Here is an 18,194-nt window from a genome sequence, read left to right on the forward strand (position 1 = left end):
GTTGATCCTCCCGTGATCCGGGTTCGTCCCGGTATGGGTAGACGCTAACGCGGGGAGGGCAGGGCGCCAAGTCCCTTGCGCGGCGGGGCAGGGGCTGGCAGGCCCCGCGCCATGAGCTTGAAGTCCCGTGTCCTGGCCCGCGAGCCGCTGACCGGCCTCTGGCAGGTCCTGCCCGGCCCCGTGGCTGCCGAGATCGCAGCCCGAGCGGGCTTTGATTTTCTCGTCCTCGATGGCGAGCATGGGCCGTGGGATCCGTCGGACCTGCGCGCGCGCCTGATCGCCGTGCCGGACGCGATCGTGCGGGTGCCGGCAAACGACCCGGTCTGGATCAAGCAGGCGCTGGATCTGGGCGCCATGACCGTGCTCGTCCCGATGGTCCACGATGCCGAGGGCGCGCGCGCCGCAGTCGCGGCCGCGAGGTATCCGCCCGACGGGATCCGGGGGCACGGCGCCTTCGTTTCGCGCGCGTCAGCCTACGGCCAGAACGCGGGATACGTGACGCGCGCGAACGAGGCCGTCGGCGTCTGGGTCCAGGCCGAGAGCCGGCCGGCCCTATCCGATCTCGAAGCGATCTGCGGGGTCGAGGGCGTCGATTGCGTCTTCATCGGGCCAGCCGATCTGGCGGCGGACATGGGCCTGACGCCGGACGCGCCGGAGGTCCTGACCGCCATCGAGGATGCGATCGGCCGTATTGTCGCCACGGGCACCGCCTGCGGCGCCTTCGGGGACCCGGCGCTTTATCCACGCTGGAGGGAGTTGGGGGCCACCATCCTCTCGGCGGGGGTGGACGGATCGGTTCTGGCCGCGGCTCTGGCCCGGCTGGCACCGTGATCCTGATCGACGCCGATGCCTGCCCGGTCAAGCCGCAGATCGTCGAGGTCGCGATCCGGCGGAACATCCCGGCGATCTTTGTCGCGGGAAGTTATCTGCGGCTGCCGGACCATCCGCTGGTCCGCCTCTTCGTCGCGGGCGAGGGGTTCGACGCGGCCGATGACGCCATCGTTGAGGTCGTGCGCCCGGGCACCGTGACGGTCACGGCGGATATCCTGCTGGCCGGGCGGGTCATCGAGAAAGGGGGCGCGGTGCTCGACCCCAAGGGGCGGGAGTTCACCGAAGCGTCCATCGGAGAGGCGGTCGCCACGCGAAACCTGATGGCCGATCTGCGCGGCGGGATCGAACAGGGCGGCGGGCCGAAGCCATACACCAAGGCCGACCGCGCCGCCTTCGTGAATGCGCTGGACCGGGTGCTGACCCGGATCGGGTGAGATGCTTCGCGCGCCAGCGTCCTTTCTGCGGACACTGTTGGTCCGACGGCGATAGGACCGAACGGGCTCGAGCCTAGCCGTTGCCGCGTCCGGCGAACCGGCCCGCCTCGCGCGCGGCGGCGAGGATCGCGCGGGACTTGTTCACCGTCTCCTGCCACTCGTCTGCCGGGACGCTGTCATGGACCACGCCGCCGCCCGCCTGAACGTAGAGCTTGCCGTCTTTCACCAGGGCCGTGCGCAGGGCGATGCACATGTCCATGTCGCCGTTCGCGCTGAAATAGCCCACGCCGCCGGCATAGATGCCGCGTTTTTCCGGCTCCAACTCGTCGATGATCTCCATGGCGCGGACCTTGGGTGCGCCCGAGACCGTTCCAGCGGGCAGGCCCGCCAGCAGCGCGGACAGCGCGTCCTCGTCCTCGCGCAACTCGCCCACGACATTCGAGACGATGTGCATGACGTGGCTATAGCGCTCGATGGCGAAGGTCTCGGTCGGCTTGACCGTGCCCACCTTCGCGACGCGGCCCACGTCGTTGCGGCCCAGATCGAGCAGCATCAGATGCTCTGCACGTTCCTTTTCGTCCGACAGAAGTTCTTCTTCCAGCGTGCGATCCTCGTCGGGCGTCCTGCCGCGTGGCCGGGTGCCGGCGATGGGACGGATCGTGACCTCTTGTCCGAAGACGCGCACAAGGATTTCGGGGCTGGCGCCGATGATCTGGAAGCCGCCCATATCGAGGTAGAACATGAAGGGCGACGGGTTCGTGCGTCGCAACGCGCGGTAGAGAGCGAACGGAGGCAGCGGGAAGTCGTAGGTCCAGCGCTGCGACGGCACGACCTGGAAGATGTCGCCCGCTGCGATGTAATCGCGCGCAGTCTCGACCGCCGCCTCGTAACCTTCGCGGGTGAAGTTGCACGACGGGTCCCCGAGATCGAACGGCTCGGCCAGATCGCGGCTTTCGGTGATCGCCCGGGTCAAGAGCGCGAGCGCGTCCTGAAGCCGTTCCGCCGCCTGCGCATAGGCCGCGCGCGGGGAGGCGTCTCCGGCCCAGGCGGGCGCGACCAGCGTGACCTCGCCCTTCACGCCGTCCAGAACCGCAACGACGGACGGCCGCATCAGCACCGCGTCCGGAAGGTCCAGCGGGTCCGGGTTCACGTTCGGCAGACGTTCGACCAGCCGGATCATGTCGTAACCAAGGAAGCCGAAGAGGCCCGCGCTCGCGGCGGGCAGGCCGTCCGGAAGGTCGATGGCGCTTTCGTCCAGGAGAGTGCGGATCGCGGCGAGCGGTTCGCCTGCATCCTCCCATGCGTCGGGATCCCAGCGGGCGGCGCGGTTCACCCGGCTCGACGTGCCGTGGCATTCCCAGATCAGGTCCGGTTTCATGCCGACGATGGAATAGCGGCCGCGCACCTCTCCGCCGGTGACCGACTCAAGCACGAAGGAGTGCGGCTGGGCGTCGGCAAGCTTCATCATCAGGCTGACGGGCGTGTCCAGATCGGCCGGCAGGCGGGCATAGACGACCTGATTGCGGCCCGCGGAATAGGCCGCCTCGAAGCTGGAATAGTCAGGCGCGATCATCGCACGCCCATGACCTGGCTCTGGATCGCCCGGATCGCGTTGGCATTCACCTCGAATCCGGCCGCATCGCGGGCCGCAGCGGTGTAGCCGGTCAGCAGGTCGGCGCCGATATCGCGCCGGGCCGTGGCCTCGATGGCCTCGACCAGTTCGGCTGAGTCCGGACTCTCCAGGTCGGGACGTGTCACGCCGTCGATCCGGATGACGTAGGCGCGCGTCTCGTCGCCCGGTTCAGCAAGGATCGCGCCGTCTTCGGCCGCAAAGACCGTGTCCACCAGATCGCGCGACGCGTTGGCCACGCCGCCGTCGCGTTCGATCCCCGTCACGCTGTCGGCGGACAGGCCCAGATCCTCGAAGCTTTCCCCTTCACGCAAACGCTCGGCCAGGGCTTCGGCCCGTTCGGCGAGGCGGCGTTGCAGGCTGTCGGATTGCCAGGCGGCTTCGACCTGCGCGCGGATATCGGCAAGCGCGGGCAGCATCGGCTCGTCGATACCATCGAGCCGGATCGCGGCCAGACCTCCATCGGACAGATCGAAGAGTTCGGGAAAGTCGTCCACCTCGGCTGCCGAGACGGCGGTGCGAAACGCCTCGTATCCCGCGATCCCCTCGCTGATCGAGGGATCCAATTCGAGAGTTCCGACCTCCATGATCGTGTCGGCGGCCACTTCCTCCAACGTAGCGCCTCCGGCCATCAGGTCGTCGATCGCCTCTCGCGCGGCGTCGATCTCCCGACGCGCCTCGTCGAGGGCGGCCTCGGCCGCGAGTTTGTCCTGTACGTCCTCGAACGGGGTTTCCTGCGGGTCGAGGATCGCGTTGACGCGGAAAAGGGCTGGGCCGAGGGAGGTCTCGACCGGGCCTGCGATGCCGGGCTCCTCCAGCGCGAAGAGCGCGTCGCGGACGGGGGCATCGACGTCGGCCTCGGCGATCTCGCCCTGATCGACGTCGTCGAGCGTCAGGCCCCGTTCCATCACCAACGTATCGAAATCCGTCTCGCCCGCGGCGACGGCATCGGCGGCGGCCTGGGCAGCGGCTTCATCGGCGAAGACGAGACGCTCGGCGAGAACGCGGGCGGGGATACGATAACGGTCGATCCGCTGTTCGTAGAGGGCACGCGCATCCGCCTCGTCCACGTCGATGCCTTCGGCGACAATGTCGGGCGAGGCCCAGGCGTAGGTCACGCGGCGGCGCTCCGGCGTCTCGAACCGGCGCGAATTGTCTTGCAGGTAGGTTTCGAGGTCTTCGTCCGTCGGGGCGGCGGGACCGGCCTGAAGCTGGGCCGCCGTGACCTCTGCCACGGTGATGTCGCGGGTTTCTTCCAGCCAGTTCGCGATGGTCGTGGCATAGCCTTCCGGCGGCTCGGTCACGCCGACGATGGCGGCCTGCAGGATCTCGCGCGCCGCCTCGTCGCGAAGCGCGGCCTCGAAGTTTCTCGGATTAGTCCCCTGTCGGCGGAGGACGTCCTGATAGACCTCACGATCGAAGCCGGCGGCGCTCTGAAAGGCGGGGATGGCGCGCAGCCTCTGCGCGACCTCGGCGTCGCCGACCGAGACGCCGAGTTGGTCGGCATCGTTGTCCAGCGCGGCCCCGGCCAGCAGACGCTCCATCACGAGCTGATCGAGCCCGAGGGCCCGCATCTGGTCGACGGTAAGGCTCTGCCCGAATTGGCGGCCGATCCGCGCCTGTTCCTGCTGCAGCGCATTGCCGTAGTCGGAGGCACTGATGTCGCGGTCGCCGACCGAGGCGACGGATTGCTGGCTACTGCCGAACCCGCCGATCCCGAACCCGCCGAGGGCCAGGATCAAAAGACCCAGAACGGCCCAGATGACGACGTTGCCCTTCTTCTTCCGGCGCGCGCCTTCTTCGGCCATGTCGCTCCCTCCACTGCTCCGGGCGCAGGGGTATCCGCGCGGGCGAGCGGGGGCAAGCGCCGCTCAGCCGGCGAGGCGGCGGATCAGATCGGAGATGCCGTCGCGGTCCGCATTGGCGAAGGCGATGCGCAGCGTCGTCTCGGCCCGGCCGTCGCCGCCCTGATCCCGCAGGGGGCCGAACATCGTCCCCGGCAGGACCAGGACTGCCCGCTTCGCCAGCAGGTCGCGGGCCACCGCGTCGGAACGGGTCTCGAACGGATGGCGGACATAGGCGAAATAGGCGCCGCACCCCTGCACCTGCCAATCGGGAAGGGTGGCGAACCCGTCCGCGATGGCGGCCCGGCGGGCCAGGATCTCGGAGCGTTCCGCCGCAAGCCAATCCGAAAGGTTCTCCATCCCCCAGAGTGCTGCGCGTTGGCCCAGCTGGGGCGGGCAGATCGTGACCGTATCGAGCCACTTCTCGATCTGGGTCAGCCGCGCGGGCGACGTGAGGATCGCGCCGGTGCGATGGCCGGTCAGACGGTAGGCCTTTGAGAAGCTGTAAAGCTGAATCACCGTGTCGTCCCACTCGGGATCGGCGAGCAGGCGATGCGGCGCGCCGTCCGCGGAATGAAAATCGCGGTAGGTCTCGTCGACGATGAGTGCGATGCCGTGTGTGCGCGCCAGATCGCGAAAGTCGTCCAGAAGGCCGGCCGGGTATTCCACACCTCCGGGATTGTTCGGCGTGACGAGGGCGATGGCGCGGGTGCGTGGCGTGATCGCGGCGGCGGCGCGGTCCGGATCCGGAAGCAAATCCGCATCGGTGGGCAGCAAGGTCGCCTCGATCCCCGCCATGTCGAGCCACATCTTGTGATTGAAGTAGTAGGGCGTCGGAACGATCACCGCATCGCCCGGCCCCGCGAGGCTGGTGAGCGCGGCGGCGAAGGCCTGATTGCACCCGGCCGTGATGGCCACCTGGGCAGGCGCGACGGTCCCGCCATAGGCGCGTGACCAGTCGGCAGCGACCCGTTCCCGCAATTCCGGCAATCCCAGGACCGGGCCGTAGAGATGCGCCGCCGGGTCTTCGGTGACAATGCGGGCCATCGCTTCGCGCAAGGGTGGCGGCGGCGGGTCGGCCGGAGCGGCCTGACTGAGATTGAGGAGCGGCAGACCCTCAGGCAGCACCGTCTCGTCCAGCCAGCGCCGCGCCTCCATCACCGGGGGCGGGAATGTCGCGGCGAGGCGCGGGTCGAGCGGCGAAAGCGTCATGTGGCAGGGGTACCGCGCGCACCGCCCAAGAGAAAGGGGCGCCGAAGCGCCCCGATGATGTGGTCCGGTATCGCGATCAGAACGGGATTTCGTCGTCCATGTCCGAAGGCGCGTCATAGCCGCCCTGGCGTCCGCCACCGTCGCCGCCACGATCGTCCTGGTAGCCGCCGCCATAGCCGCCACCCCCACCGCCGCCGCCCTCGCTGCGCCCGTCGAGCATCGTCAGTTCCGACCGGTAGGGCCGCAGCACGACCTCGGTCGAATAGCGGTCCTGTCCCGACTGGTCCTGCCATTTGCGGGTCTCGAGCTGGCCCTCGATATAGACCTTGGAGCCCTTGCGAAGGTACTGCTCCGCCACCCGGATCAGAGGTTCGGAGAAGATGGCGACGGAATGCCACTCGGTCTTCTCGCGCCGCTCGCCGGAATTCTTGTCGCGCCACGTCTCGGACGTCGCGATCCGCAGGTTGCAGACCTTGCCGCCATTCTGGAACGACCGGACCTCGGGGTCGCGCCCCAGGTTCCCGATCAGCATCACCTTGTTCACGCTTCCGGCCATTGCCGCCCCCATCGTCAGGAATCATCGGCCCGCACGAGACGGGTTTTGGGTTAACTAATCGTTGCCGCGCGGAAGGGGTAGGGGGCCCGCCCCGGTTGGCAGGTGCGCCGGTTCCCGTTAACGTCCACGCAACCGGAGCGGGTCCTGCAGAGGCCTGCCCGGGCGGACAGGTACGAGGAACGTGGGGCATTCATGACAGACGGTCTGAGACGGCCGGGCGGCGTATTTTTCGCAGCTCTTCTGGTGGTTACGCTTTGCGGGGAGGCGATGGCGCAGACGTTCTCGTCCCGGTCCCGCACCGATCTCTTCGCGAATCAGACGGCGTTGATGGATCGACGGCTTTCGTCGCAATACCGGCATTCCGACCGGTTGCGCCCGCGGACGCCGGGCACCGAGATCCCGGGTCGCGAAGCCATTCCGCGCTATCGTGGCGGACGTTCGCGATGGGAGGGTCCGGCGCGCCAGGCCGCCCGCAAGCACGGCATCCCCGAGGATCTGTTCCTGCGACTGGTCCGTCAGGAATCCGGCTTCAACCCCAAGGCGGTCAGCCACAAGGGGGCGATGGGTCTTGCCCAGCTCATGCCGGGAACGGCGCAGAAACTGGGGGTGAACCCGCGCGACCCCGTTCAGAACCTCGAAGGCGGGGCGCGCTATCTGGCGATGCAGTACCGGCGGTTCGGAACGTGGCGGCTGGCCCTTGCGGCTTACAATGCCGGGCCCGGGGCGGTCATCAAGCATGGCGGCATCCCGCCCTATCGCGAGACGCAGGGCTACGTGCGGGCGATCCTCGGGGGGTAGTCGGCCAGCCGCCTTGCGGCCATCGCAGTCGGGCCATGCGCCGCACGCCCTAGCCTCGGCGGCGCGGCTCCCCTAGGTAAGGGGCCAGACCGGAGGCCAGACACATGCCGCGCGACCTGAAGATCCCCGCTCAGCGCCATCCCGAAAAGCAGCGCCGTCCTGACGCGCCACAGCCGAAGAAGCCGGACTGGATCCGCGTCAAGGCGCCCGTGTCCGAGGGCTATAAGGCCACCGCGGCAATCATGCGCGAGAACCGCCTGACCACGGTCTGCGAGGAAGCGGGCTGTCCGAATGTGGGCGAATGCTGGTCCCAGGGCCACGCCACCATGATGATCATGGGCGAGGTCTGCACCCGCGCCTGTACTTTCTGTAACATCGCAACGGGCAAGCCGCCCGAACCTCTGGATGTCTTCGAGCCCGGACGGGTCGCGGACGCGGTGCAGAAGCTGGGTCTGAACCACGTCGTCATAACCTCGGTCGACAGGGACGATGTCGAGGACGGCGGGGCCGAGCATTTCGCACAAACCATCCGCGCCATCCGCCATCGCGCGCCAGACACGACGATCGAGATCCTGACGCCGGACTTCATCAAGGCCGACCCTGACGTGCTGCGCGTGGTGGTCGAGGCCAAGCCGGACGTCTTCAACCACAACCTCGAAACCGTGCCGGGGCTCTACCCAGAAGTGCGTCCCGGCGCGCGCTATTTCCATTCGCTGCGCCTGCTGCAACGCGTGAAAGAGATGGATCCGTCCATCTTCACCAAGTCGGGCATCATGGTCGGGCTGGGCGAAGATCGTCAGGCCGTGTTGCAGGTGATGGACGACATGCGCGCCGCCGACATCGACTTCCTCACCATCGGCCAATACCTGCAACCGACACCCAAGCATCACCGCGTGGACCGGTTCGTCACGCCAGAGGAATTCGCAGGCTACGAGAAAGCCGCCTGGGGCAAGGGCTTCCTGATGGTCTCGGCCACGCCATTGACGCGATCGTCCTACCACGCAGGCGACGACTTTCAGCGTCTTCGGGCGGAGCGGGAGCGGCGGCTCGGTCTGGGATAACCTGTCTGCCGCCCGGCCAGCGGCCGTGGATCTTTGAGACGTACCGTCGCAACCCTACATCGCGATCATGCGGTCCTTGCCCCTCCTTCTGATCCTTGCCATCGGCGTCGTGCTCGGCGCGTTCGCGACGCCGCGCCTGCAGACCCTGCTGGCGCCAGCACCGACCCCTGTGACGGTCACGCCGCGCGGCGATCTGGCCTCCGACGAGCGGGCGACGATCGAGTTGTTCGAGGCCGCGCAGGGCTCGGTCGTCTCGATCGCGACGACGGTGCAGCGGCGCAGCCTGTTCAGCCGTGGCGTCGAGGTGCCTCGGGGCAGCGGGTCGGGCTTCGTCTGGGGCGATGGCGGCCATGTGGTCACGAATGCCCATGTGATCGCGGGCGCCACGGGCGCGACGGTGCGCCTGCCCGGCGGGCGAGCCTTGCGGGCAAGGCTGGTTGGCGTGGCCCCGCGCCACGATCTGGCCGTGCTGCAGGTGGATGGCATCCGGCGGATGCGGGCCCTGCCTCTGGGCACGAGCGGAGACCTCCAGGTCGGCCAGAAGGTATTTGCCATCGGCAATCCATTCGGGCTGGACTTCACGTTGACGACGGGGATCGTCAGCGCCCTGGACCGGGAATTGCCGGGCGAGGGCGGGATGTTGATCCGGGGCCTGATCCAGACAGATGCGGCGATCAATCCCGGCAATTCCGGCGGCCCGCTTCTGGACAGCGCCGGACGACTGATCGGAGTGAACACGGCCATCTATTCGCCCTCGGGCGCAAGCGCCGGGATCGGGTTCGCGGTGCCCTCGGATACGGTGGCCCGGGTCGTGCCGCAGCTGATCGAACGTGGCCGCTACGCGCCACCGACGCTGGGCATCACGGCGGATGCCCGGATCGACGCGATGCTGCGCGCGAACGGACAGGGGCCAGGCGTCATGGTGCTGGATGTGGAGGGACCGGCGGCCGATGCCGGGCTGCGTCCGGCGCGCATCACCGACGGCGGGATCATTCCCGGAGATGTCATCGAGGCAATCGACGGCGCGCGGGTCGAGACGGTGGAGGGGCTGCTTGCCGAACTGGATGCCCGCACCGCCGGCCAAGAGGTCACCCTGACCCTGCGCGGTCCCGATGGCGTTCGTGAGGTGACATTGCCGCTGGCGCCCGGCCTCTAAGCCCTTACTGCCGGCTGATCGTCCGGCGGTTTTGCGCGCCCTGAACCGTGATCGAGCGGATCCCGGCCAGATCCTGGGTGGTCAGGAACGTCCCGCCCAGAACCTCGCGGGAGACCTGGGTGCCGACGGGCTCGGGATCGACTGGCGGAAGAAGTTGAAACTCCATCACGTAGACGCTGGGATCATCCGACGGCAGACGCTGAAGCCTTGCATCCCAGTAGCCCTGCGTCGGCGGCAGGGCGATGGCGCTGACGATCACGCCTCCGGGTGTCGGGGCCGCGTTGAGCGCGATGACCTGATCTGCGATGGGGGTCGAAGGATCCGAGCGCGCGGCCTCGATCACCTCTTCCCGGTCGTTGCCCCACCACGTGAGCGGGTTCAGGCGGGAGCCGCCCAGACCACATCCGCCGAGGATCGCCGCGCAAAGGACGATGGAGACGATGGACCGCATGGAATTCCCCCGTAACGTGCCGTGACGGGGTAGCGGATCGGTGCGGCTTTGGGAAGCGCCCGGCTGGACGCCGGGGCGCGCGCCCCTTAGCTGGGGCTCGAAAGGAGATCCGCCATGGCGCAAGAGCCGTTCGAAGATCTGGTCGAGACGTTCGAGTTTCTCGACGATTGGGAGGATCGCTATCGCCACGTGATCGAGTTGGGCCGGGACTTCCCGCCTCTGGACGACGCGCTGAAGGTGCCCGCGACCAAGGTCGATGGTTGCGCCAGCCAGGTCTGGCTGCACCCCCGGATCGAGGACGGGCGGTTCGACTTCGCGGGCGAGTCGGATGCGATGATCGTACGCGGCCTGATTGCCGTCCTGCATCGGCTCTATTCGGGCTTGCCGGTTGCGGAGGTGCCGCAGGTGGACGCAGCAGCCGAGCTGGGTCGGCTGGGACTGGACGAGCATCTGTCGTCCCAACGCTCGAACGGCTTGCGCGCGATGGTGGCCCGGATCCGCGAGACGGCGGCGCGTGAGGCCGCGTGATCGGCTGGCGAAAGACGACAGGACTTGGAAAAAAGGCCGGACGCGAGGTCCGGCCGAGTCCAACAGGGAGGTGAGGGACAGCGTCCCTCGAATGCCCAATTAAGAAGCACCCGCTGACCGCACAACTGAAAACTGAACCGTTCGGTGCAAAGCCGCCATGCATCCGGCGCATGGCTACGGCTCAGGCGGCGCGCTTCGCCTTTCGGTAGGCGACGACCTCTTCGACGACGAAATCGCGGAAGACCTCGATCCGCTTGGAGCCGCGCAGCTCCTCCGGAAAGGCGAGGAAGACGGGGACGATATTTGATTCCGTGCCAGGCAGGACCTGCACCAGATCGGGGAAATCCTGCTGCAGATAGTCCGGCAGGACGCCGATCCCCAAGCCGGACAGAACGCTCTGCAGGACGCCGAAATAGTTGTTCACCGTCAGCAGTCGCTCGATATCGTAGGTCAGGAGTTCGCGCACCAGCCCGGCCCCCGCACTGACCTGGGTGCTGTCGATGTTCTGGCAGATCAGCCTGTGAGCCCCGAGATCGTGCAGGGATTGCGGATGGCCGTTCTCTTCCAGGTAGGCAGGCGTCGCGAAAAGCTGCATACGGATATCCATCAGCCGCTTGCGGACCAGATCGGCCTGGCTCGGCTCCTTCATGCGGATGGCGACGTCGGCTTCCCGCATCGGGAGGTCGAGAACCCTTTCCTCGAGCAGCAGATGCAGGCGGAGGTCGGGATAGGACTGGTAGAGCTTGGGCAGGCGGGGCGCCAGCCAGATCGACCCGAAGCCGATCGTCGTGGTGACGCGCAGATCGCCGAACACCTCTTCCTCGCTGTCGCGGATCCGTGCGGTGGCAGCGTCGAGGCGCTTGTTCATCGCCTGCGTCGCGTCGAAAAGAAGCTCTCCCTGCTCGGTCAGGATCAGCCCGCGGGCATGGCGATGAAACAGGGTGACACCAAGGCTCTCTTCCAACGAGCGGATCTGCCGTGACACCGCAGATTGCGAGAGATGCAGGACGTCGCCCGCGTGGGTCAACGACCCCTTGTCGGCTACGGCGTGAAAGATCCGCAGCTTGTCCCAATCCATGATGGCCCCGTTCGAAACGCTTTGGCTGCGCGCGATGCATCGCATGGCGGCGCCCGTACGTTAAGATGGAAACGTGATGAGACTACCCCTTTATGGGTCAACCTTCTTGACCTATAATGAGACCAAGGGAGATGATCATGCGCCAGGACGTCACGCTCGCCGACCGTTTCGACCTTGGGAAGAAAACGGTCCTGCTCAATGGAACGCAGGCGCTCGTGCGCCTCATGCTCATGCAGAAGGAGCGGGACCGGCAGGCCGGGCTGAACACCGCCGGCCTTGTTGCGGGCTACCGCGGCTCACCGCTGGGCGCGGTCGATCTGAATATGGCGCGGGCCACCAAGATGCTGGCCGAGAACGACATCAAGTTCCAACCCGCCTTGAACGAGGACTTCGCCGTCACGATGCACTGGGGTGCCCAGCAGGCCGAGTTGAGGGGCGAGGGGACGCATGATGGCGTCTTCGGTCTCTGGTACGGCAAGGGGCCGGGCGTCGACCGCTCCGGCGACGCGATGCGCCATGCGAACATGGCCGGCACGTCGCGAAACGGCGGCGTGCTCATGGCGATGGGCGACGACCATACGGGCGAATCCTCCACGACCTGCCACCAGTCCGACTGGGCGCTGATCGATGTGCATATGCCGGTCATGTCGCCTGCCGGCGTGCAGGAGATTCTCGATTACGGCCTCTATGGCTGGGCGTTGTCGCGCTATGCCGGGGTGTGGGTCGGTCTGAAGACGATGAAGGACACGATCGAGGTCACGTCCGTCGTCGATGGACGGCCGGATCGGATGTCATTCGTCGCGCCCGCCGAATTCGACATGCCCGAGGGCGGCCTCAACATCCGCCTGAACGATCACTGGGTTCCGCAAGAAGAACGCCTGCTGGAGCACAAACGGTGGGCCGCCGAAGCGTTCAGCCATGCGAACGGCCTGGATCGGAGGATGCACGGCAAGCCCGGCGCGAAGATCGGTCTGGTGAGCCATGGCAAGAACTGGCTCGATCTGGTGCATGCCATGGCGCTGCTCGGGCTCGACGAGGAGGAATGCGAGCGGCTGGGGATCACGACCTACAAGGTCGCGCAGATCTGGCCCATGGACATGAAGGGCCTGCACGATTGGGCCGAGGGGCTGGACCTGATCATTTGCGTGGAAGAGAAGCGCAAGCTTCTGGAGGTGCAGGTCAAGGAGAGTATCTTCGACGACCGGCAGGGCCGTCGCGTGATCGGCTACCGCGACGAGAGCGGCAAGGTCCTGTTCCCGCAGCACTTCGCGCTCGATCCCACGGATATCGCGATCAAGCTGGGCGAGATCCTCAAGCGGGAAGGCCGCGGCACCGACCGCATCGAGGCCGGCCTCGCCTCGGCGCGAGAGGCCAAGCGCGCGGATAACGCGCCCCAGATCGCAGGCCGGACGGCGTGGTTCTGCTCGGGCTGCCCGCACAACACGTCAACCAAGGTGCCCGAGGGCGCGCGCGCGGGCGCTGGCATCGGGTGTCACGTGATGGCGCTGTGGATGAACCGGAACACCGAAGGCTACACACATATGGGCGCCGAGGGGGTGAACCGGATCGGCGAGTCCATGTTCTCGACCCGCGACCACGTATTCCAGAACCTGGGCGAGGGGACTTACAACCATTCGGGCGTCCTGGCGATCCGCGCCGCCTTGGCCGCCGGAACGAACATCACCTACAAGATCCTCTTCAACGACGCCGTCGCCATGACCGGCGGCCAGCAGAACGAGGGCGACCTGCAACCCCAGCAGATCGCGGCCGAACTGCTTGCCATGGGCGTCAAGGAACTGGCCGTCGTCTACGACGAGAAGGAGGACGTGGACAAAGCGGCCTTCCCGTCCGGCCTGACCTGGCACGAGCGGGCCGAGATGCCCCAACTGCAGGAGCGGATGCAGCAGGTGAAGGGCGTCAGCGCCATCCTCTACATCCAGACCTGCGCCGCCGAAAAGCGCCGCCGTCGCAAGCGCGGCCTGTTCCCGGATCCCGACCGGCGGATCTTCATCAACACCGATGTCTGCGAGGGCTGCGGCGATTGCGGGGTGCAGTCGAACTGCGTGTCTCTGGTCCCGGTCGAGACTGAATTGGGCACCAAGCGCGCCGTGGACCAGTCGACCTGCAACAAGGACTATTCCTGCGTCAACGGGTTCTGTCCGTCCTTCGTCTCGGTGCAGGGCGCGACGTTGAAGAAGGCCCCCACCACCAGCGTCGATACGTCCGGCCTGCCCGAGCCTGATCTCCCCGCAATCGACGGGACCTGGAACATCGTCGTGACGGGTGTGGGCGGTACCGGCGTCGTCACCATCGGCGCGGTTTCGGCGATGGCGGCCCATCTCGACGGCAAGGCGGCCGGCCTGATGGAGATGGCGGGCCTGGCGCAGAAGGGTGGCGCCGTCGCGCTGCACCTTCGATTGGCGGAACGGCCCGAGGATATCTCGGCGATCCGTGTGGCAACGGGGGAGGCCGACGCCCTGATCGGCGGCGACCTCGTGGTCAGCGCTAGCCCCAAGACATTGGGCCAGACCTCCACCGGCCGCACCGGCGCGGTCGTGAATGCGCACGAGATCGTCACCGGCGATTTCACCGGCAACCCGGATTTCAAGCTGCCGGCAGACCGCCTGCGGCTGTCGTTGGAGGCCCGGCTGCGGGACCGGCTGACGATGTTCGACGCCTCGCGCCTCGCCGAGAAGGTGCTGGGCGACACGATCTTTTCGAACATGACGATCCTGGGTGCGGCCTGGCAGATGGGGCTCGTGCCGCTGTCCCGCGAGGCAATCCTCAAGGCGGTGGAGTTGAACGGCGCCGCCGTCGAGAAAAACCAGCAGGCATTTGAGCTTGGCCGGTGGGCGTTCGCGAAACCCGATCAATCCGCCGCCCTTCTGGACGAGGATCGCGTGCTGGAGATGCCGAAGACGCTGGAGCAGAAGATCGCTTTCCGTGCCGATCATCTGACGGCCTATCAGGGCAAGCGCTTGGCCAAGCGCTACCGCAAGCTGGTCGACGGAATTTCGGACGAGGCGCTGCGCGAGGCCGTGGCCAAGGGTTATCACAAGCTGCTGGCCTACAAGGACGAATATGAAGTCGCGCGGCTTCTACGCCAGACGCGGACCAAGGCGGAGGCGGCATTCGATGGCGATCTGAAGCTGACCTATCATCTCGCACCGCCGATGCTCTCGAAGGAGGGGCCCGATGGTCGCCCCGCCAAGCGGGCCTTTGGCGAGTGGATCGAGAGAGCCTATCCGTGGCTGGCCCGCCTGAAGGGGCTGCGCGGCACGCCCTTCGACCCGTTTGGCCGCACCGAGGAGCGGCGGATGGAGCGCGCCCTGATCAAGCAGTACGAGATCGACATGGCGGAGGTTCTGCCGCTCTTCGATGAGGCGACGCGCGACGCGGTGATTGCCTTGGCCGAACTCCCGCTCACGATCCGCGGCTTTGGCCCGGTCAAGCACGCGAATGCGGCGAAGGCCGAAAAGCGGCGCGAGGAACTGTTGTCCGTGATCCGCTCGGGCGGTGAAGGCCAGCGGCGCGCGGCGGAGTAGAACTTCGGCCCGCTTCCTGCGGCCCGACCCGCTGGGGGGCCAGCCCCCCAGACCCCCCGGGATATTTCTGGCAGGATGAATGGGGGCGCTGCGTCGGAGCGTCACCCCTTGCGGATCGTGAATGCCGTCCCGTCGACCCCGATGAACTCGTGACCCTGTTCAACGCAGAAATGCGGCACGTCCACATGCGCTGCCGGATCGTCCGCCAAAAGGCGGATCACCGCGCCCGGAGGGAGCGGCTGCATCCGTTTGCGCAGGCGCAAGACGGGCAGGGGGCAGAGCAGGCCGAGCGCATCGACCTCCAGATCGTGATCCATGGCTTAATCTCGTCGTAACTTTGAGGCAGCATGGCGAAGCCATGTCTGACGTCCGCCGCCGCAAGGTCTTCTATATTCCGGGCTACGATCCGTTCCACCCCCGACGGTACCGGGAACTCTACCGGAAGGAAGGGGCGGAACAGGCGCGTCTGTCCGGGTATGAGATCGCATTGTCCAAGGGGGAATCGCCCTATTCGTGGGTCGTCGATGCCACGATCGATGGACGCGATGTCAGGACCGAGATGGAGGTGCTCGTCTGGTCGGATATCGTCCAGCGGTCCATGGACCGCTCGTTGATCGCCACCTATGTCGCGCTGGTTCGGACGGCATGGACCTATATCGTCTCTGGGGCGCTGTTCCGGCTGATGCGGTTGCGCAAGGGGCCGGTGATCGCCGCGCTCTATCCAATCGTGGTGCTGCTGGGACAGCTTGCCGTCGCGGCCGTGCTCGCAGGGCTCGTCTTTAGGGCGACGCGCCGCGCGCTGGACTGGATTGCCGGCAAGACCCTGTTCGACCCGTTCTGGTCCGGGCTCGTGCTGGCGGCGGTTCTGGGCGGACTGACGGGTTGGGCGGTTCTGGCGCTGTTCAGGCGCTACGACAATCGCATCTTCGCTCATTACCTGATGCATGACTACGCTTTCTCGGCCCGGTATCGGGGTGCGATCCCGCCCGCGCTGGAGCAGCGGATGCAGGACTTCGCCATGCGGATCAGGGCCGCGTCAAAAGAGGATTGGGACGAGGTTCTGGTCGTCGGGCATTCCTCGGGCGCGCATTTGGGTGTGTCGATCCTGGCGGGGCTGGTGCGGGACGGGCTCGCACCGGGACGGGTCGCGTTTCTGAGCCTGGGTCACGTCGTGCCGATGGTCAGCTTTCTGCCTGATGCCAACGCGTTGCGGGCCGATCTTCACCTCATGGGTGCGCAGGGCACGGTGCCATGGGTGGACGTGACGGCGCCAGGGGACGGTTGCGCTTTCGCATTGTGCGATCCGGTGGCGGTTTCGGGCGTCGCGCCCGAGGCGCAGCGTTGGCCGCTGGTGATATCGGCGGCCTTCACGCAGACACTCTCACCCGCCCGCTGGGCGGAGCTCCGGCGCCGCTATTTCCGGCTGCATTTCCAGTATCTTTGTGCCTTCGATGCGCTGCCCGGCACGCCGTCGGACTACGACTATTTCCGCATCACCGGAGGACCGCGGACCTTGGCCGACCATTTTGCAGGGCGCGGACACAGCCCGTCGCGGATGACGCGCCCGGTCAACCGTTTCACCGCGATGGCCGCGTGATTCCGCCAAAGCCGCCCAGCCGTCCGGATCGGGTCTCGCTGCTGGAATACGGACGGCTGTTCCGGCGGGACATTCTGAGCGCGCAGCCCGCGAGGCTCTACCGGGCCTGGATGGCCGAGTTCCGGACGCCTTTCTTTCATTCGTTCATGGTGAACGATCCGGCGCTGCTGAATGTCGTCCTGAAGGAGCGGCCAGACGACTTTCCGAAATCCGATCGTATCCGCGAAGGGCTCGTCCCGCTGCTGGGTCGGTCGGTCTTCGTCACCAATGGCGAGGAATGGAAGCGGCAGCGGCGGATCATCGATCCGGCCTTCGGTCGGGGGCGCCTTCGGGACGCCTTTCCGGCCATGATGGATGCAGCGGAAGCTTGTATCGCACGTCTGCCGGAAGGGGAGGTGGAGATCGAGCGGGAGGCGTCCCACGTGGCCGCGGATGTCATCTTCCGCACGCTTTTTTCGGTACCCATAGAGGACCGCCTTGCCTCCGCCGTCTTCGATGAATTCCGCGCCTATCAGCGCACGCAACCCCTTGTGAACCTTGCCGCCCTTCTGCCCTTGCCGCGATGGGTGCCGCGGCCCCATGCCAAAGCGACGCGGCGGGCGGCCCGGTCCATCCGGACCGCGATCGCCGCTTTGGTCGAGCGGCGTGCGCAACAGATTGAGGCCGGTAATGCGCCGGACGATCTGGCAACGAAGATAATGACTTACGCCGACCCGGAGACGGGACACAGTTTCTCTCGCGAAGAGATGGTGGATCAGGTGGCGATCTTCTTTCTGGCGGGGCACGAGACGTCGGCTTCGGCCTTGGCGTGGGGGCTGTACCTGCTGGCGGCGGATCACGCCGCGCAGACCCGCGTCGCGGTCGAAGCGCCGGGATGGGAAAATTTCGCGTTCTCAGACCTTTCCAGGCTTTCCTTCACGCGGGACGTGTTTCGGGAAACGCTGCGGCTCTACCCGCCGGTGCCGATGATGGTGCGCGAGGCGACGCGGAAGGAGGTGTTGCGGGACCGCAAAGCCGGGAAGGGCGCTCAGATCGTGCTGAGCCCGTGGCATCTGCACCGCCACGAAAGGCTTTGGGATCAACCGGATGCGTTCGATCCGGACCGCTGGAGCCGGGCCGAAACGAAGGAGAGCGAGCGGGCGGCCTACATGCCGTTCAGCGCGGGACCGCGGGTCTGCACGGGGGCCGGGTTCGCCATGGCGGAGGGCGTTTTGCTTTTGTCCCGCATTGTGGGCGCCTTCGAGATCGAGGCCGTGGGGCCTCCACCGGTGCCCGTGGCGCATCTGACGGTTCGTTCGCGGAATGGGATAAGGCTCCGCCTTCGGTGCCGGTAGGTGCGCAAATGCCGATGCACCCCCTGTGCACCCCCTGTGCACCCCCTGTGCACCCCCCGTCTGCACAAGTGGCGCTGGACCGGTTGCGCGCCGCCTTGCGCGGCACGCCCGGGGGCGGATCGGACGGGGCATCGAGCCC

The 18,194-nt window shown here is 67.0% G+C and carries 16 protein-coding genes; 9 read left to right on the top strand and 7 right to left on the bottom strand.

Translation table 11 applies throughout. The annotated features are described in order from the left end of the window. Window positions 1-111 precede the first annotated feature (111 nt). Window positions 112-831, top strand: a complete 720-nt coding sequence (locus tag jaqu_RS05360) for an HpcH/HpaI aldolase family protein (protein ID WP_043917906.1) — start codon at window positions 112-114, stop codon at window positions 829-831. After that, window positions 828-1,265: a YaiI/YqxD family protein gene (locus jaqu_RS05365; RefSeq protein ID WP_236687797.1), complete on the top strand. Its 438-nt coding sequence runs from the start codon at window positions 828-830 to the stop codon at window positions 1,263-1,265. The genes jaqu_RS05360 and jaqu_RS05365 overlap by 4 nt, the downstream gene beginning before the upstream one ends. Before the next feature lie 73 nt (window positions 1,266-1,338). Here jaqu_RS05365 and trpE read toward each other — a convergent pair whose 3' ends face one another. From trpE to ssb, 4 genes are all read right to left on the bottom strand, one after another. After that, the gene (gene trpE / locus jaqu_RS05370; protein WP_043917907.1) at window positions 1,339-2,838 is read right to left on the bottom strand and encodes an anthranilate synthase component I; all 1,500 of its coding nucleotides are present in this window, start codon (window positions 2,836-2,838) and stop codon (window positions 1,339-1,341) included. Next, window positions 2,835-4,703 carry a peptidylprolyl isomerase gene (locus jaqu_RS05375; protein ID WP_043917908.1) on the bottom strand — a complete coding sequence of 623 codons (1,869 nt, stop codon included), beginning with the start codon at window positions 4,701-4,703 and terminating at the stop codon, window positions 2,835-2,837. The genes trpE and jaqu_RS05375 overlap by 4 nt, the downstream gene beginning before the upstream one ends. A gap of 63 nt (window positions 4,704-4,766) precedes the next feature. Continuing rightward, window positions 4,767-5,951, bottom strand: a complete 1,185-nt coding sequence (locus jaqu_RS05380) for an aminotransferase (protein WP_043917909.1) — start codon at window positions 5,949-5,951, stop codon at window positions 4,767-4,769. A 76-nt stretch (window positions 5,952-6,027) separates the two neighbouring features. After that, on the bottom strand, window positions 6,028-6,507 hold the full coding sequence (ssb, locus tag jaqu_RS05385) for a single-stranded DNA-binding protein (RefSeq protein WP_043917910.1): 480 nt from the start codon (window positions 6,505-6,507) through the stop codon (window positions 6,028-6,030). Between the two features lie 192 nt (window positions 6,508-6,699). Between ssb and jaqu_RS05390 the strand changes: the two genes are divergently transcribed. The 3 genes from jaqu_RS05390 to jaqu_RS05400 all read left to right on the top strand — a co-directional run bounded on the left by jaqu_RS05390 (window position 6,700) and on the right by jaqu_RS05400 (window position 9,522). Continuing rightward, the gene (locus tag jaqu_RS05390) at window positions 6,700-7,305 is read left to right on the top strand and encodes a lytic transglycosylase domain-containing protein (RefSeq protein ID WP_052500784.1); all 606 of its coding nucleotides are present in this window, start codon (window positions 6,700-6,702) and stop codon (window positions 7,303-7,305) included. Between the two features lie 104 nt (window positions 7,306-7,409). Beyond that, the gene (lipA, locus tag jaqu_RS05395) at window positions 7,410-8,366 is read left to right on the top strand and encodes a lipoyl synthase (RefSeq protein ID WP_043917911.1); all 957 of its coding nucleotides are present in this window, start codon (window positions 7,410-7,412) and stop codon (window positions 8,364-8,366) included. A gap of 67 nt (window positions 8,367-8,433) precedes the next feature. Then, window positions 8,434-9,522 carry a S1C family serine protease gene (locus jaqu_RS05400; protein ID WP_084629430.1) on the top strand — a complete coding sequence of 363 codons (1,089 nt, stop codon included), beginning with the start codon at window positions 8,434-8,436 and terminating at the stop codon, window positions 9,520-9,522. A 4-nt stretch (window positions 9,523-9,526) separates the two neighbouring features. On the opposite strand, the gene jaqu_RS05405 is transcribed toward jaqu_RS05400, so the two are convergent. Next, complete coding sequence (locus tag jaqu_RS05405) at window positions 9,527-9,973, bottom strand: hypothetical protein (RefSeq protein WP_052500785.1); 447 nt, start codon at window positions 9,971-9,973, stop codon at window positions 9,527-9,529. A gap of 114 nt (window positions 9,974-10,087) precedes the next feature. Between jaqu_RS05405 and jaqu_RS05410 the strand changes: the two genes are divergently transcribed. Further along, window positions 10,088-10,501, top strand: a complete 414-nt coding sequence (locus jaqu_RS05410) for a SufE family protein (protein ID WP_043917913.1) — start codon at window positions 10,088-10,090, stop codon at window positions 10,499-10,501. 181 nt (window positions 10,502-10,682) lie between these two features. Here the strand turns inward: jaqu_RS05410 and jaqu_RS05415 are convergent, their stop codons facing one another. Next, the gene (locus jaqu_RS05415; protein WP_043917942.1) at window positions 10,683-11,579 is read right to left on the bottom strand and encodes a LysR family transcriptional regulator; all 897 of its coding nucleotides are present in this window, start codon (window positions 11,577-11,579) and stop codon (window positions 10,683-10,685) included. 134 nt (window positions 11,580-11,713) lie between these two features. On the opposite strand from jaqu_RS05415, the gene jaqu_RS05420 reads away from it, so the two are divergent. Continuing rightward, window positions 11,714-15,124 (top strand): indolepyruvate ferredoxin oxidoreductase family protein, encoded by a 3,411-nt coding sequence (locus jaqu_RS05420; RefSeq protein WP_089268402.1) that lies wholly within the window; start codon window positions 11,714-11,716, stop codon window positions 15,122-15,124. Window positions 15,125-15,225: 101 nt separating this feature from the next. Here jaqu_RS05420 and jaqu_RS05425 read toward each other — a convergent pair whose 3' ends face one another. After that, window positions 15,226-15,441 carry a sulfurtransferase TusA family protein gene (locus tag jaqu_RS05425; protein ID WP_043917914.1) on the bottom strand — a complete coding sequence of 72 codons (216 nt, stop codon included), beginning with the start codon at window positions 15,439-15,441 and terminating at the stop codon, window positions 15,226-15,228. A 41-nt stretch (window positions 15,442-15,482) separates the two neighbouring features. Between jaqu_RS05425 and jaqu_RS22045 the strand changes: the two genes are divergently transcribed. Then, window positions 15,483-16,721, top strand: coding sequence for a hypothetical protein (locus jaqu_RS22045; RefSeq protein WP_043917915.1), 1,239 nt, complete (start codon window positions 15,483-15,485; stop codon window positions 16,719-16,721). Beyond that, a complete protein-coding gene (locus tag jaqu_RS05435) occupies window positions 16,718-18,055 on the top strand; it encodes a cytochrome P450 (RefSeq protein ID WP_043917916.1) in 1,338 nt (445 codons plus the stop codon). The genes jaqu_RS22045 and jaqu_RS05435 overlap by 4 nt, the downstream gene beginning before the upstream one ends. The last annotated feature ends 139 nt before the right edge of the window (window positions 18,056-18,194 follow it).

The sequence above is a fragment of the Jannaschia aquimarina genome (genome assembly GCF_000877395.1).
In the GTDB taxonomy this organism is placed as follows: Bacteria; Pseudomonadota; Alphaproteobacteria; order Rhodobacterales; family Rhodobacteraceae; genus Jannaschia; species Jannaschia aquimarina.